Origin of the sequence: Catellatospora methionotrophica (assembly GCF_011297335.1) — a bacterium.
In the GTDB taxonomy this organism is placed as follows: domain Bacteria; phylum Actinomycetota; class Actinomycetes; order Mycobacteriales; family Micromonosporaceae; genus Catellatospora; species Catellatospora methionotrophica.
Map to the genome: position 1 here is coordinate 422,876 of NZ_JAAOTJ010000001.1, position 15,153 is coordinate 438,028.

Below are 15,153 nucleotides of genomic sequence, written 5' to 3' on the forward strand. Positions count from 1 at the left end.
GCTATCCACCTGCTTTGAGGTCATGCAACAAATCTGCACATGCACATGCTTGTTCACGGAAAGCGCTTGCCCGTAGCGTGGGTTCGCGTGGTTCGGTCTCGGGTCGAGGCCGAGAAGTGCAGACGGGGGCGGCCGGCATGCCGCCCCCGTCTTCTTCCTTGGGACGGTGTGATGGCCCAGCGGCTCGCCCTCGTGGAGAAGGCAAAGCCCTACCCGCTCGCGGTGGCGGGTCCCGCAGACTTCCGCTGCGGGCAGGCGGCCCCCGTCGATCCACAGGTCGTCCTGGACGAACCCGGACACAGCCTGTACTGCCTCGACCACGACAACCGCCGCGCCCTGTTCACCAGGACCGGCGTCGACCCGGGCGGCGCGCCGTTCTACTTCCAGGCGCAGTACGCCCACGCGACCGAGGTCGTCACCCTGTCCTACGACGAGCTGTTCGCGCTGTCCACACCCGGCGAGCCGGGCGGGGTGTTCCTCTACTCCACCGGGCGGTGCGGCTCGACGCTGGTCGCCACCGCGCTGGCCGAACGCGGCGGCCTCACCGGGATCTCGGAACCGGACGTGCTCACCCAGCTGGTCATGCTCGCCCCGCGACTGACCGGGCCGCAGCTGCGCGACCTGACCCGCGCCTGCGTACGGGTGCTGGCGCGCGGGCACCCCGTCGTGATCAAGCCGCGCAGTTTCGCCGTCGAGCTGGCCGGGCTGCTGCACGAGGAGTTCCCGCAGTTCGCGTCCGTTTTCCTGTACCGGGAGCCGCTGTCGTGGGCACGGTCGACCGCGCGGGCCTTCGCCGGGTACGACCCGGCCCTGAACACCGACCCGGCGGCAGTGCAGGACCGTCTCGGGCGGCTGATCCCGCTGGTCGGCCGGTGGCGGCGGCGGATGGGCCGCCTGCTGTCGCCGGAGGAGGTCATGGCCTGCCAATGGGTCGCCCAGCTGGAACGGGCGCTCGCGCTGCGGCACCGGGGCGCCGACCTGTTCACGGCGACGTACGAGGACCTGCTGGCCGGTCCGGGGGCGGTGCTCGGGGCGCTGTTCGCGCACTGTGGCCTGCCCGCGCCGTCCGGGCTGGACGCGATCCTGGCCAGGGACTCCCAGGAGGGGACGAGCCTGTCCCGGTCGGCCACCACGGCCCGCGCCGCCGGGCCGGGACTCGACGAGGCCGCGTTCACCCGCACCGTCGCCGCACTCTGGGTGGAGGCCCTGCGGTGACGGCGCGGGAGCTGATCGCCCGAGGGGCCAGGCTCTGCGGGCGGATGATCCGGTCCGAGCCGCGCCTGTTCCTGGTCTCGCTCGGCGGCGCGGGCCTGGTCGTGCTGCTGTCGATCGGCAGCGCGTTCGCGATCGGCGCGGTCGTCGCCGACGTGGTCGCGCCGATGCTGGACCGTGGCCGGGTCGACGCCGGACTGCTGGCCGCTGCCGCCGCCGCGCTGCTGGGATTGAGCGCGCTGAAGGTGGTCGGCATCTTCAGCCGCCGCCTCGGCGCGGTCTACCTGCAGCAGAGCCTGCAGGCGGGGCAGCGTAAGGCCATCGTGCGCAAATACCTGGACCTGCCGCCCGCCTGGCACCGCGACAACCCGACCGGGGCGCTGCTGTCGAACGCGTCCTCGGACGTCGACGCGGCGGCCTCACCGGCGGGCAGCCTCGCGTACGCCGTCGCCACGGTGTTCCTGCTGGCCGGGGCGCTGATCGCGCTGTTCGCGGTGGACTGGACGCTGGGCCTGGTCGGTGTGGTGGTCTTTCCGGGCCTGCTCACGGTGTTCGCCGTCTACTCGCGCCGGGTCGCGCCGCGTTACCGCACGGCCCAGTCGCTGCGGGCACGGGTGACCGCGCTGGCGCACGAGAGCTTCGACGGGGCGCTGACGGTCAAGGTGATGGGCCGCGCGGATCACCAGACGCGGCGGTTCGCCGACCAGGTCGGCGAGCTGCGCCAGTCGCTGGTGTCGATCGGCCGGACCCGCGCCTGGCACGATCCGGTGATCGACGCGCTGCCCCAGGTCGGCACGATCGCCGTGCTGGTCGTCGGAGCGTGGCGGTGCGAGCAGGGCTCGCTCGGGCTGAGTGACCTGACCTCCGCCGCGTTCCTGTTCGCGCTGATGGACATGCCGATCCGGGCCATCGGCTGGCTGCTGGGCGCGCTGCCCCGGGCGGTCGCCGGAGCCGAGCGGGTGGACCGGGTCCTCGCCGCCGCCGACGACCTGCCGCACGGCACGGCCTCGCTTGGCGGTGACCGGGCCGAGCTGCGGTTGCGGCAGGTGAACGTACGCAACCTGCGTGACGTGTCGTTCCGGGTGGCCCCGGGCCGGGTCGTCGCGCTGGTCGGGCCGACGGGCTGCGGCAAGTCGACGATCGCGGCCGTCGCGGCGCGGCTGCTGCCGCCGGAGTCCGGAATGGTGCAGGTCGGCGGGGTCGACGCGCGGGAGCTGACGGCGCGGGCGTACGCGGCGGCGGTGGCGTACGTGCCGCAGGTGCCGTTCGTGTTCGCCGACAGCGTGCGCGGCAACGTCGCGCTGGGACGGCCCGGCATCGACGACGACGCGGTGTGGCGGGCGCTGGCCGTGGCGCGGGCCGACGACTTCGTCCGGCTGCTGCCGCAGGGCCTGGACACCGCGCTCGGCGAGCGCGGCGCGGCCCTGTCCGGCGGGCAGCGCCAGCGGCTCGCGCTGGCCCGCGCCCTGGCGGGCGAACCGTCGCTGCTCGTGCTCGACGACGCCACCAGCGCCGTCGACCCGGTCGTCGAGGCGGACGTCGTCGCGGGTCTGCGCGCGGCTGCCGGCGGCCCGGCGATGCTCGTGGTGGCGACCCGGCGGCCCACGATCGCGCTCGCCGACGAGGTCGTCTACCTGGACCGGGGCGAGGTCGTCGCGACGGGCGCGCACCACGAGCTGATGCGGGACGTGGCGGGCTACCGGAAGCTGCTGGCGGCGTACGACCGGCGGGTGGGTGTGTGAAGGGCGGCGGCACGATGTGGGACACGCTGCGGCGGGCGATGCGCCTGTCGCCCGAACTGCGGCAGGGCCTGGCCGTGACGCTGCTGCTCGCGGTCGGCATGACCGCCGGGCGGGCGGCGGTGCCGGTCGCGGTGCAGCGCGGCATCGACGACGGGCTGCGCGGTCCGGGCGGCCCGGACGCCGGGGTGGTCGCGGTGATCGGCGCGGCCGGGCTGGGCGTGCTGCTGCTGTCCATGATCTGCGGGTACGCGATGATGCTGCGCCTGTTCGACGTCAGCGAGACGGCGCTGGCGGCGGTGCGGGTGAAGGTCTTCCGCCACGTGCACGAGCTGCCGGTGCTGGACGTCGGCGCGCAGCAGCGCGGCGCGCTGGTCGCGCGGGCGACCTCCGACGTCGACCAGGTCACCTCGTTCCTGCAGTGGAACGGCGTGGTCCTGTTCATCTGCGTCGGGCAGACCCTGGTCACCGGCACGGTCATGGTCGTCTACTCGTGGCCGCTGGCCCTGGTCGTGCTGGCGGTGTTCGCGCCGGTCGGCTGGGTGGTCCGGGCCGCGATGCGTGACCTGGCCGACGCCTACGGCACGGTGCGCCAGCGGTCGGCGCAGATGCTCGCGGTCGTGTCGGAGAGCGTCGTCGGGGCCGAGGTGATCCGCTCCTACGACGTGTCGGCCCGCACCGTCGCCCGCCTCGACGAGGCCGTCGACGCGCACCGGCTGGCGTCGCAGCGGGCGTCGCGGCTGACCGTCACCGCGTACTCCGCCGGGGAGATCGCGACCGGGGTGGCGATGGCGGCGACGGCCGCGGTCGGGGTGCTGCTGGGCGTCGGCGGGCGGATGACGGTCGGCGAGATCGCCGCGTTCCTGTTCCTGGTGGCCCAGTTCGCACTGCCCGCGCAGGTCGCCGGGGAGATGCTCAACGGCCTGCAGAACGCCGTCGCCGGGTGGCGGCGGGTGCTGGACATCCTCGACGTCGCCCCGGACCCCGCCGACCACGCCGAGGCCGTCGACCTGCCGCCCGGCCCGGTCGCGGTGACGCTGCGCGGAGTCGGGTTCGTCTACCCGGACACGTCTGCCGAGGTGCTGCGGGACGTGGACCTGGAGATCGCGGCGGGCAGCCGGGTCGCGGTCGTGGGCCAGACCGGGGCGGGCAAGACCACGCTGGCGAAGCTCGTCGCACGCCTGGCCGCACCGAGCCGGGGGCAGGTGCTGCTGGCGGGGGTGCCGCTGGACCGGGTACGGCTGGCTTGCCTGCGCGAGCGCGTCGTCATGGTGCCGCAGGAGGGTTTCCTGTTCGGCGGTTCACTGGTCGACAACGTCCGGTTCGGCCGGGCGCTCACCGACGACGAGGTTGCCGGGGCGCTGCGTGAGCTGGAGCTGCTGGACTGGGCCGCAGGACTGCCCGGCGGGCTCGACACGGTGGTGGCCGAGCGCGGTGAGGGCCTCAGCGTCGGCGAGCGGCAGTTCGTGGCGCTCGCCCGTGCCCATGCCACCGGTGCGGACCTGCTGATCCTCGACGAGGCGACCAGCGCCGTGGACCCCGCCACCGAGGTGCGCCTGCGTACGGCGATGGACCGGGTGTCGCGGGGGCGTACGACGATCACGATCGCGCACCGGCTGGCCACCGCCCGTGGCGCCGACGAGGTGATCGTCGTCGACGACGGCCGCGTGGTCCAGCGTGGCCGCCACGACGACCTGCTCGCGATGCCCGGCTCCCCCTACGCGAAGCTCCACGCCGCCTGGCTGTCCGGCGAGAACGCCCTCACCTGACCCTCAGCGCAGGCACTGTTCGATGATGTCGGCGGCGCGGGTCGCGCCGCCGGCGGCGGTGATGGCGCGGCGCATGTGGTCCACGCCGTCCATGATCGACGGGTCCTTGACCATGAGTTCGATCGCCGTCTTGAACGCGCCGGGGTCGGCGTGGTCGTCGGGCAGCCGTGCGCCGAGGGCGAGCTGCTCGATCCGCAGCGCGTTGGCCTCCTGTTCGAGGGTCTGCGGGGCGGCGAGCACGGGCACGCCCAGGCTCATCGCCTCCATGACGCCGCCCATCCCGGCGTGGCTGACCATGGCCGTGGCGTGGGCGAGCACGTCGAGCTGCGACACGAACCGGTGCACCTCGACGTTGGCGGGCACGCGGCCCAGGTCGGCGAGGTCGATGCGCTCACCGACCCCGAGTACGACGTGCCAGTCGCTGCCGCCGAACGCCTCGATGCAGTGCCGGTAGAAGTCGGGCCGGGCGTTGTACACGGTGCCGAGGGTCACCAGCAGCACGTCACGGTCGCGGGGCGGCCGCCACCGGCCGGGGGCGCGGCGCAGGCACGGCCCGACGAACCGGTAACCGGGTTCGAACCGCTCCCCCGCGTACTGGAACGAGCGCGGGTAGAACGCGAGGTGCGCCTCGGGCCGCGGGCTCAGGAACTGCGCGGGGTCCAGGGTGGGGCAGTGCGCGGCGAGGAACGCCTCCAGTCGGGACACGTACGTCAGCAGGACCGGGTCGGCGGGGTCGAAGGCATCCAGCGCCTGGCCCATCGACCAGTGCTCGTTGGAGACGAGCATCGGCCACAGCTGGATCGCGGGCACGTCGAGCCGCGCGGCCAGCACCCGCCCGGCGAACGCCATCCGGTCGAAGACGACGAGGTCGGGCCGGTCGTCGCGGTAGCGGGGCGCTAGCTGCGCGTACGTCGCCTCGGCCTCTTCGAGGAAGCTGAGCAGCGTCTGGCTGATGTAACCGCCCCGGCAGGGCACCCGCAGCGACGGGTCGTGGTCGGCCGGTCGCAGGGACCGGTACGGCTGGACGACCGCGCCCGCCGCCTCGACGGTCGCCCTGCGGTCCTCGGTGGTGCAGTACGTGACCCGGTGCCCGCGCCGGGTCAGCTCCTCGACGACCGGCAGGGTCGGGTACACGTGCCCGATGGCGGGGATGTTGAAGAACGCGATGTGCCTACCCATGGCGGGCCGCCAGCGCCGAGAGCCGGTCACCGGGCCGCGCGACGACGGCGGCGAGTATCTGCTCGTACCGGCGGGCCAGTTCGTCGACGGTCTCCGGCCGGAACAGGGCGGTGTCGTAGCGGATACCGGCGCGCAGGCCCGTCTCGTCGAGCCGCCAGATGTCGAACACGAGGTCGTGCAGCACTTTGGCGTGCCCGTGCGGGAACCCTTCGACGTGCAGCGGCCCGAGCTGCGACACCGACGCGATGGTGTCGTTGCGCATGCTGAACACGACGTCGAACAGCTGGGTCCGGCCCGGATCGCGGGGCACGCCGAGCGCCGCGATGACCCGGCCGAGCGGCACGGACTGGCGTTGCAGCCCGGCGATGACCGTACTGCGGGTGCGTTTGAGCAGGTCGGCGAAGCTGGGGTCGGCGGACAGGTCGGCGCGCAGGGCCAGGGTGTTGGCGAACAGCCCGACCACCGGCTCGAACTCGGCGCGCACCCGCCCGGCGACGGGGGTGCCGACGCAGAAGTCGTCCTGTCCGCTGCGTTCGCCGAGCAGCACCTGCAGCGCTGCCAGCAGCACCATGAACGGGGTGCACCGGGACCTGCGGGACAGCTCGACGACCTGCGCGGCCAGCGCGGGGCTCATCTGCCGCAGGTGTTCGGCGCTGTGCGCGGACTTCTCCACCGGCCTGGGCAGGTCGGTAGGCAGTTCCAGGGGCGGGACCCCGGCCAGGCGCTCGTGCCAGTACGCGAGGTCGCCGGCCTGGTCCTGCTCGGACTGCCACTGCGCGAAGTCGCCGTACTGCATTTCCAGCTCGGGCGGGCCGGGTGTGGCGCCGTCGAGCGCGGCCAGGTAGGCGGCGCGGATCTCGCGGCCGACGATGCGCAGTGACGCGCCGTCGGCCAGCAGGTGGTGCATGGTGAAGCACCACACGTGGTTGTCGTCGGCCAGGCGCAGCAGGCGGGAGCCGACCAGCGGGTCAGCGGTCAAGTCGAGCAACCGGTGCGTACGCGCCGACAGCAGCTCGGCGGCCCGGCCCTCCCGCTCGTCCGACGGGAGTCCCCGCAGGTCGACGACGTCGGTGTCGATCCCGGCGGGCGGCATGACCACCTGGACGGGTTCACCGTCGCGCAGCGCGAAGCCGGTGCGCAGGCTCTCGTGCCGGTCGACGACCGCGCTGACGGCGGCCTGCCAGGCGGGAACGTCGAGCGGGCCGCGCAGCCGCCAGTTGAGCACCAGGATCGGCGACGCGTCCCCGGGGTATGCGGTACACAGGTACCAGAAGCGCTGTTGCAGCGCCGACAGCGGCAGGTGTCTCATGACCGGTCCGCCACCATCCTGGTGATCGCGTCGAGGGTGTCCGCCCCGGATCCGAGGTCGATCTCGACGCCGAACTCCAGGTCGATGGCGTCGATGAGCCGCAGCGCGCCGAGCGAGTCCAGCCCCAGGGCGCGCAGCGAGCCGCCGCTGAGCGCCTGTCCGGCGGTGACCGCCCCGCCGGTGACGTCCTGCACGAGTGCGGCCATCCGCTGGTCCAGGTTCACGGCCGCTCCCGCAGGTACGCGGCGATCTCGGCGATGGTGGGGGCCTCGAAGAAGACCTCCAGCGGCACGTCGCGGCCGAGCCGCTGCAGGATGCGCACATTGATCCGGGTGATGGTCAGCGAATGCCCGCCGAGGTCGAACAGGTCCTCGTCGAGCCCGATGTCGTCGACGGCCAGCACCTCCTGCCAGATGTCGCGCAGCACCCGCACCAGCTCGTCGTCGTGGTCGGCCGCGACGGCGACGGTCGACGGTGCTCGGGCGGCGACCGGTGCGGGCAGCGCGGCCCGGTCGAGCTTGCCGCTGGGCGTCACCGGCAACCGGTCCAGGAACGTCCAGGAGGTCGGTACGGTCGCGGCGGGCAGCTTCGTGCCGAGGAGGCGGCGCAGTTCGGCGGCGTCCGGGGCGGTGCCACGGGCCACGAGGTAGGCGGCCAGCTCGCCGCCGTGCAGCGCGACGGCGGCCTGGGCGATGCCGGGGACGTCGCGCAGGTGGGATTCGATCTCCTCCAGCTCGATCCGGTGGCCGCGCACCTTGACCTGGCTGTCGGTGCGGCCGCCGAACGTCAGGCGGCCGTCGGCCGACCACCGGCACCGGTCGCCGGTGCGGTAGAGGCGACCGCCGGTGAACGGGTCGGGGCCGAAGCGCTGGGCGGTGAGGTCGGGGCGGCGCAGGTAGCCGTCGGCGACGCCGTGGCCGCCGATGCAGAGCTCGCCCCATACGCCGATGGGCAGGGGACGGTTTTCGCCGTCGAGGATGTAGCACCGGGTGTTGGCGATCGGGCGGCCGATGGTGACGGTGTCGGGTGCGGCGGGGATGTCGTCGGTGGTCGACCAGATCGTCGTCTCGGTCGGGCCGTAAACGTTGACGAGCCGGGTGACCGTGGACCGCAGCCTTCTGGCCAGGTCGAGCGGGAGGGCTTCGCCCCCGGCGAGCCCGGTGACCGCGGACCGGCCGTCGAAGCCCGCTTCGAGCAGGATCTGCCAGGCCGACGGGGTGGCCTGCACGTGGGTGACCGCCTCGCGGGCGATCAGCGCGGCGACGGCGCGGCCGTCGAGCGCCCCGGCCTCCCCGGCGATGACCAGGCGCCCGCCGGTGACCAGCGGCAGGAACAGCTCCAGTCCGGAGATGTCGAACGACAGCGGGGTCAGCCCGAGCCAACGGTCCCCCGGCCCGCTCCCGACCGTCTCGGCCATGCCGAGCAGCAGGTTGGCCAGCGCGGAGTGCGGCACGACGACACCCTTGGGACGTCCCGTGGTGCCCGAGGTGTACATGACGTAGGCGGTGCCCGCGGGCACCTCGCCACCGGCCGCCGGGGCCGGGACGTGGTCGAGTCCGTCGAGGACCAGCGCGGGCCGGGCGTCGTCGAGGATGAGTTCCTGCCGGGCCACCGGATAGGCGGGGTCGACGGGCACGTACGCCGCCCCGGCGCGCATCACCGCCAGCATCGCCACCAGCGCCCGCCAGCCGCGCGGCATCCGGATCGCGACGAGCGCCCCAGGGCCGGGCAGCCGCGCGGCCAGCGCGGCGACGGCATCGTCGAGTTCGGCGTAGGTCAGCCGCTGGTCGCCGTCGACGACCGCGACATGGTGTGGGCGCAGTTCCACCTGGGTCGCCAGCAGTTGCGTGACGGTGCCGCGCTGGTCGCGGGCGGTGTCGTTCCAGCCGTACAGCACGGTGTCGTGCTCGGCGGCGGGCATGACCGGCAGCGTGGCGACGTCGGTGTCCGGGTCGGCGGCGACGGCGGCCAGCACCGTGCGCAGGTGTTCGCCGATCCGCCGTACGGCGTCGGTGGGCAGGTGGGCGGGGCTGTGCTGGAGGCTGACGGCGAGGTCGCCGGCGGGGCCGTCGACGATCTGCACGTGCAGGGCGTTGCGGGCGGAGCCGTGGAACAGCGCCCACGCGACGTCGGCGGTGACGCCGGGGAAGCTGGGCGCGGGGCCGCGCCGCCGGTAGCCGACCGACACCGGGGTGAGCGCCGGTGCGGCGCGCAGGCCGCCCACGACGTGGGCCAACGGCACGGTGCGGTGCCGGTACAGCTCCCGCAGGCGGGTACGCAGCTCCCGGGCGTAGTCGCCGAAGCGGCCGACGGCCGGGGCGACGCTGACCGGCAGCTCGTTGACGTGCAGTCCGATCCTCGGCGTGGTGTGCTCGTCGCGGGTGGACAGCCCGACGGCGACGGGCAGGTCCGCGTTGCCGTAGCGGGCCAGCAGCACGTGCACGGCGGCGAGCAGCACCTCGAACCGGCTGAGACCGGCGATGTCGACCGGCGGCAGCGTGAGTTCGACGGCGTGGCCGGGCTCGGCGGCGGACGGGGTGCCGGTCAGCTCTGGCAGCACGAGCTCGCCGGGCTCGGTCCAGTGGGCGGCCCAGTAGGTTCGCGCGGACTCCACGGCGTGCTCGCCGGGCTCCTCGCCGGACAGCGCGGGCAGCGGTGCGAGGTCCGCGCCCCGGTAGGCGGCGGCGAGGTCGGCCAGCAGCAGGTCCTTGGACATGCCGTCGAAGACCAGGTGGTGGGCCGTGAACAGGAGCAGGTGCCGGGTCGGCGTCTCGCGCAGCAGCGTGAACCGGGCCAGCGGGCCGCGGCTCAGGTCGTACGGGCGGGCGATCTCCTCGCGTACCCGCGCCTGGCTGTGCGGCGCGTCGCTCAGCGTGATCTTCTCGGCGGCCGGGACCAGGCGCGGCAGGTCGCCGTCGAGGCTGACGGCGCAGCCCAGGACCGGGTGCCGGGCGACGACGGCGGCGCACGCCTCGCCGAGGGCGTGCCGGTCCAGCTCGCCGTCGAACCACACCCCGAGCGCCATGTGGTACGCCGTGCCGGCGACCGCCGCCTGCTCGGTGAACCACACGCCGTGACTGATCGGGTTCACGCGTCACCTCCGGTGCGGGCGGGGAAGAGTCCCACCAGCTGTCGTTTGAGGACCTTGCCCGCGTCGTTGCGCGGGAGCTGATCGAGCACGAGCAGGTCGCCGGGCAGCTGGTGGTCGGCCAGCCGCTCGGCGAGGAACGCCCTGATGTCCGGCAGGCCGACGTCGGCGTCCGGGCGGGGCACGATCACCGCTGCCAGCCGCGCCCCGAGCACCGGGTGCGGCACCCCGACCACCGCGGCGGCGGCGACGCCCGGATGCTCGTGCAGCGCGGCCTCCACCTCCAACGTGGAGATCTTGTACGCGCCCGACTTGACCACGTCGCTGTCCCGGTCGGACAGGAACAGGTGGCCGTCGCACAGGCGGCCCAGGTCGCCCATGCGCACCCAGCCGTCCCGGAAGGTGTCGCGGGTGGCGGGCTCGTCGCCGAGGTAGCGGCGGGCGTGCGGCGAGCGCAGCCATACGTGGCCGACCTCGCCGTCGGGCAGCGGCGTGCCGTCGGCGTCGGTGATCCGCACCGCGCCCGTGGTCACCCGGCCGACGGCGTCGGGGTGGGCCGGGTCGAAGACCATGTTGGTATGGGCCGGGGCCGCCTCGGTGGACGTGTAGTGGTTGACGATCGCCGCGTTCGGGAACGCCCGGTTGAGCCGCAGCGCGACGGCCGGGGGCAGCGGCGCGGCGGTCGAGCCGACCAGGTGTACGCCGGACAGGTCCAAGCCGTCCAGCGCTCCCGATTCGAGCAGCTCGATCGCGGTCGCGGGCACCAGGAACACGGTGCCGACCTCGGGCAGCCGGGCGGCGAACCGGCGGGGTGTGAAGCGCGGCAGGGTCAGCGCGGCGGGCCGGGCGGTCAGCGCGTTGACGAGCATGGTCTGCGCGGCGTTGGTGCCGATCGGGAACGCGTGCAGGAACCGCCGGGAGTGGGCCAGAGCCAGGCGCTTGGGGTGGATCACCGCGCCGTCGGTGAGGTTGGCGTGGGTCGCGGCGACGGCCTTGGGTTGTCCCGACGTGCCGGAGGTGAACAGGATCTGCGCGATCTCGCCGGGACGGGAGACGTCGGCGGCGTCGCCGGGTTCCCGGATGCCGGTCGCGACCAGGGCGTCCACGTCGTCGCGGCCCTCGATCACGACGCTCGCGCCGCAGGCGGCCAGGAGCTGCGCCAGCCGGGCCGGGGGCAGCTGATCGGGCAGCGGCACGGCGACCGCGCCCGCTCGCTGCACTCCGCAGTAGGCGACGGCGAAGCTCGTCCAGTCGCGGCCCGCGAAGACCAGCCCGATCGGCGTGCCAGCGGCGACTCCTCTGGCGCGCAGGGCTGCCCCGACCGCGGTCGCGGCGTCGTCCCACTGGGTGAAGGTCAGCGTGTCGACGCCCGCGACCTCGATGGCGACGTCTTCGGGGTTGCGGGCACGCCGCCAGGCCAGCAGCCCGGGGACTGTCCGGCATGGTTGCAGCGGTGGTTCGCCGATCCCGGGCATGGGAGAACGTCTCCTAACGCGACCTGGTCGCGGGGATCGGCATCTCGCCCGCATGTCGAGACGAGTGTGCCTGCGAGGGCGGCGGGCAGGGATCGGCCGAACGGAGGAAAGCGCTTTCCGCCATAGACGTCCTACGCTGTCGTGATGTCCACCGACGGCCGCCCCGACACCGCGTCAGCCATGGAGCTGAGCGCCCCGTTCGACGGAGCCGCCGACCCGGGCGCGCCCCTCACCTGGGGGCAGCGTGCCCTGTGGATCGCCATCCGCCGCCACGGGCCGAGCCACGCGATGTTCAGCCTGCGGCGGGTGGTCGCCGCCCCGCGCCGCGCCGCCCTGGACGTGCCGTCGGCGCTGCGCGCGGTCGGCGCGCTCGTCGGGCGGCACAGCTCGCTGCGTACCCGCGTGCAGGAGGTCGGCGGGCAGCTGCGGCAGGTCGTCGCCGCGCGGGGCGAGCAGCCGGTGCTGGTCATCGCGATCGGTGAGCCGCCCGCCGACGACGGCGCGGCGCTCGCGGCACAGGTGGCGGCCGAGCTGGCGAGCACCCCGTTCGACCACGGCCGGGAGTGGCCCCAGCGGGTCGCGCTGCTGGTGTCGGGTGAGCGGGTGTGCCAGATCGCGGTCGTGTTCAGCCATACCACCGTCGACTTCCGGGCCACCGAGGTCGTCCTGCGTGACCTGCGGCTGCTCCTGCTGCGTGGCGCGGTGCCGACGCCGCCGCCCGCGCAGTCGGCCGACATCGCCCGGCTGGAGGACGCCGACCGCCTGCGCCGCCGCAACGCCCGCGCGGTGCGGTACTGGCTGGACAGCCACCACCGCCTGCCCGCCGACACGCTGCCCGTCGTCGGACCCGCGCACGCGCCGCGTTTCCAGCGCTGCGTGCTGACCTCGCGGGCCGCCGACACGGCCGCGCGGGCGGTGGCCCGGCGTGAGCAGGTGTCCAGCTCGACGGTGCTGCTGACGGCGGTCGCCGGGGTCGTCGCGGCCTGGTCGGGGCAGGACACGTGCGGGATCTACACGATGGTCAACAACCGGTCCGCCGACGGATACCGGGAGGCGATCTCCAAACTCAACCAGCTCGGCCTGCTGGTGATAAGCCTGGCCGACCGGCCCGCGTTCGCCGAGGCGCTGCCCCGCGTCTGGCACGCGGCGGTGGAGGCGTACCGGCACGCGTACTACGACCCCGAGCAGATGGCGCAGGCGCACGAGGCGGCCGGGCTGCCGTACGCCACCGGGGTCAACAAGCACTGCTACTTCAACGACATCCGGCTCGCCCCCGAGGCTGGACTGCCCGGCGACGGCCCCGACGCCGCCGCGCTGCGGGCCGCCCTGGCCGACACGGGTTTCGCGGTCGCCGAGGGCCTGGACACGTTCACCTGGCTGATGCGGTTCGAGGTGATCGACGCGCCCGGCGGCCTGGGACTGGCCGTCACCGGCGACACCGCCCACCTGCCCCCGGACGTCGCCGAGCGTTTCCTGCGCGAGGTCGAACGGCTGCTGGTCGACGCGGCGCTCGGCGCGGTCCCCTGGCCCTGGACAGCCGCCGCGAGCGCGGACCATGAGGCGACGCAGGCGCGCAGCCGCCCGGTGCCGGGCGACCGGTGACACGGGTCGGCGACCGGTTCTCCACCGGTCGCCGACCCTTGGTGAGGGTTCACCGGCAGGTCAGAGTTTGCCCGCTCCGGCACCGGCGGTGACCGACGACTTGACCGCGCCGGAACCCTGCGCGGTGTAGCCGTAGGGCACCGAGGCCACCGAGCCGTTCGTCTCGCACGGGCCCGCATTCGTGAGCAGGTTGTCGCGGGCGACCAGGCGGCCCGGGTCGGAGTCGGCGTAGCCGCTGGCCGACCAGCACGCCTGCACCACGTTCTCGAACACGTTGCCCTCGACGAGCACCCCGGCGTTCATGGTCGACGCGATGCCGTACGACGAGCTGTTGTTGTCGATGTTGGAGTAGTAGTTGTTGAAGACGTGGACCGTCTCGCCGAACCGCACCCGCGGGTTGCGTTCGAAGGTCCGGTCGAACCAGTTGTGGTGGTACGTGATCCGCAGGTGGCCGACGTCCTCACCGGCGTTGCCGTCGGAGTGCCCGACCAGCGAGTCCTTCCAGTGGTTGCGCAGGACGTTCCACGACACCGTGACGTAGTCGCCCCCGTGCGTGATGTCGATCATGCCGTCGTAGAAGTCGACGTCGCTCTCGATGGTGCTGGACATCGTGTTGTGGTCGATCCAGATGTGGGTGGCGTTCTCGATCTGGATCGCGTCGCCGCCCGGCACCCCGCGGATGTTCAGGTTCTGGATGATGACGTTGGCCGGGTGCATGTCCTCGATGTTGAGCGTGGTCCCGGATACGCCCGAGTTCGCGCCGACACCTCGGATGGTCTTGTTCGCGGTGATCTCGATGGTGCCCGAGCCGCTGAGCATGCCGTTGACCAGGATGGTCCGGGTGCCCGCGGCCTGGGCCTGGGTCCGCAGGTCGGCCCAGGTGCTCACCGTGACGGTGGCCCCGCCCGCGCCGCCGGTGGTGCCGCCCGCCTGGGTGGCCCAGCCGACGAGCCCGGTGGGCGGCGGCGGTGGGCTGGTGCTCGGCGACGGCTGCGCGGACGGCGAAGCCGAGGGCGGGGTCGACGGCGAACCGGACGGCGGGGTCGACGGGCTCGGGCCTGCCGCGTCGGTGGCCACGACGTCGTCGAATGATGCCGCGGTGTAGTTGGCCATCAGTCCGGCGCGGCCGGTCGCGTACGAGCCGTCCGTGACGGACACCAGCTGGCTGCCGTTGACCGTGCCGACCAGCGTGCCGCCGGTCGCGCTCAGCGACAGGGTGTACCAGGTGCCGGTCGCCGTGGCGTACGGCGCGGAGGCCAGCACGGTGGTGCTGCCCTTGCGCAGCTGCACCGCGGTCGGGGTGAGCACGAGGGCGTAGAAGTTCGACGTGCTCTGCACGCGGGCCGCGACGCCGAGCCCGCGCGAGCCGGAGCCGCTAAACGTGTCGGCCCGGACCTTCGCCGACACCGTGGCGGTCGACCAGGACGTCGAACCGGCCAGGGCCTTGGCGCTCGCGCCGGTGCTCGACTGGGTGTAGGCGCCGGACGCCACCGACCAGCTGCCACCGGAGGTGCTCCAGCCGTTGGCGTTGCCGTCGTTGAAGTCGTCGGACAGGAGCGTGGCCGCGTTGGCGGCCGCGCCGATGGTCAGGATCAGCGCGGTGACGGTGACGCTGACCCCGGCGGCCAGGGCGCTGCGGGCGCGCCTGCGCCGCCGAAGCGGGACGTGCGATTCCTGCACGGTAGGACCTCCCTGGTGGGAATGCGCTTTTTCCCAACCTAGGAAGATACAGTCAAGTCAGTCAATGCCTACTATGTGCAGCTTTGTTGCACCGAATCTC

Annotated in this window: 10 protein-coding genes; 4 read left to right on the top strand and 6 right to left on the bottom strand. The window is 73.6% G+C overall.

All coding sequences use genetic code 11. The annotated features are described in order from the left end of the window. Positions 1-171 precede the first annotated feature (171 nt). Genes HAV40_RS01945 through HAV40_RS01955 form a run of 3 tightly spaced genes read left to right on the top strand, consistent with a single transcriptional unit; the run spans position 172 to position 4,720 of the window. Entirely contained in the window at positions 172-1,215 is a 1,044-nt protein-coding gene (locus HAV40_RS01945; RefSeq protein WP_166378360.1) for a sulfotransferase family protein, read from the top strand. Beyond that, positions 1,212-2,954 (top strand): ABC transporter ATP-binding protein, encoded by a 1,743-nt coding sequence (locus HAV40_RS01950; RefSeq protein WP_239086285.1) that lies wholly within the window; start codon positions 1,212-1,214, stop codon positions 2,952-2,954. The genes HAV40_RS01945 and HAV40_RS01950 overlap by 4 nt, the downstream gene beginning before the upstream one ends. 14 nt (positions 2,955-2,968) lie before the next feature. Beyond that, the gene (locus tag HAV40_RS01955) at positions 2,969-4,720 is read left to right on the top strand and encodes an ABC transporter ATP-binding protein (protein WP_166380022.1); all 1,752 of its coding nucleotides are present in this window, start codon (positions 2,969-2,971) and stop codon (positions 4,718-4,720) included. 3 nt (positions 4,721-4,723) lie between these two features. On the opposite strand, the gene HAV40_RS01960 is transcribed toward HAV40_RS01955, so the two are convergent. From HAV40_RS01960 to HAV40_RS01980, 5 genes are read right to left on the bottom strand one after another with little or no spacing between them, the layout of a single operon-like run. Continuing rightward, positions 4,724-5,899 (bottom strand): macrolide family glycosyltransferase, encoded by a 1,176-nt coding sequence (locus HAV40_RS01960; protein ID WP_166378362.1) that lies wholly within the window; start codon positions 5,897-5,899, stop codon positions 4,724-4,726. Beyond that, positions 5,892-7,208 (bottom strand): condensation domain-containing protein, encoded by a 1,317-nt coding sequence (locus tag HAV40_RS01965; protein ID WP_166378364.1) that lies wholly within the window; start codon positions 7,206-7,208, stop codon positions 5,892-5,894. Before HAV40_RS01965 ends, HAV40_RS01960 begins: the two co-directional genes overlap by 8 nt. After that, the gene (locus tag HAV40_RS01970) at positions 7,205-7,432 is read right to left on the bottom strand and encodes an acyl carrier protein (protein WP_166378366.1); all 228 of its coding nucleotides are present in this window, start codon (positions 7,430-7,432) and stop codon (positions 7,205-7,207) included. The genes HAV40_RS01965 and HAV40_RS01970 overlap by 4 nt, the downstream gene beginning before the upstream one ends. Continuing rightward, the gene (locus HAV40_RS01975; protein ID WP_203671324.1) at positions 7,429-10,299 is read right to left on the bottom strand and encodes a non-ribosomal peptide synthetase; all 2,871 of its coding nucleotides are present in this window, start codon (positions 10,297-10,299) and stop codon (positions 7,429-7,431) included. The genes HAV40_RS01970 and HAV40_RS01975 overlap by 4 nt, the downstream gene beginning before the upstream one ends. Beyond that, positions 10,296-11,771: a class I adenylate-forming enzyme family protein gene (locus tag HAV40_RS01980; RefSeq protein WP_166378371.1), complete on the bottom strand. Its 1,476-nt coding sequence runs from the start codon at positions 11,769-11,771 to the stop codon at positions 10,296-10,298. The genes HAV40_RS01975 and HAV40_RS01980 overlap by 4 nt, the downstream gene beginning before the upstream one ends. A 144-nt stretch (positions 11,772-11,915) precedes the next feature. Between HAV40_RS01980 and HAV40_RS01985 the strand changes: the two genes are divergently transcribed. Next, positions 11,916-13,373 (top strand): condensation domain-containing protein, encoded by a 1,458-nt coding sequence (locus HAV40_RS01985; protein ID WP_166378373.1) that lies wholly within the window; start codon positions 11,916-11,918, stop codon positions 13,371-13,373. A 60-nt stretch (positions 13,374-13,433) separates the two neighbouring features. On the opposite strand, the gene HAV40_RS01990 is transcribed toward HAV40_RS01985, so the two are convergent. Then, the gene (locus HAV40_RS01990; protein ID WP_239086286.1) at positions 13,434-15,053 is read right to left on the bottom strand and encodes a pectate lyase family protein; all 1,620 of its coding nucleotides are present in this window, start codon (positions 15,051-15,053) and stop codon (positions 13,434-13,436) included. Positions 15,054-15,153: the final 100 nt, after the last annotated feature.

Excerpts from the sequence above, each read along its gene's own strand:
- HAV40_RS01945 (WP_166378360.1), top strand. The coding sequence starts at position 172 with ATGGCCCAGCGGCTCGCCCTCGTGGAGAAGGCAAAGCCCTACCCGCTC.
- HAV40_RS01955 (WP_166380022.1), top strand. The coding sequence starts at position 2,969 with ATGTGGGACACGCTGCGGCGGGCGATGCGCCTGTCGCCCGAACTGCGG.
- HAV40_RS01960 (WP_166378362.1), bottom strand. The coding sequence starts at position 5,899 with ATGGGTAGGCACATCGCGTTCTTCAACATCCCCGCCATCGGGCACGTG.
- HAV40_RS01965 (WP_166378364.1), bottom strand. The coding sequence starts at position 7,208 with ATGAGACACCTGCCGCTGTCGGCGCTGCAACAGCGCTTCTGGTACCTG.
- HAV40_RS01980 (WP_166378371.1), bottom strand. The coding sequence starts at position 11,771 with ATGCCCGGGATCGGCGAACCACCGCTGCAACCATGCCGGACAGTCCCC.
- HAV40_RS01985 (WP_166378373.1), top strand. The coding sequence starts at position 11,916 with ATGTCCACCGACGGCCGCCCCGACACCGCGTCAGCCATGGAGCTGAGC.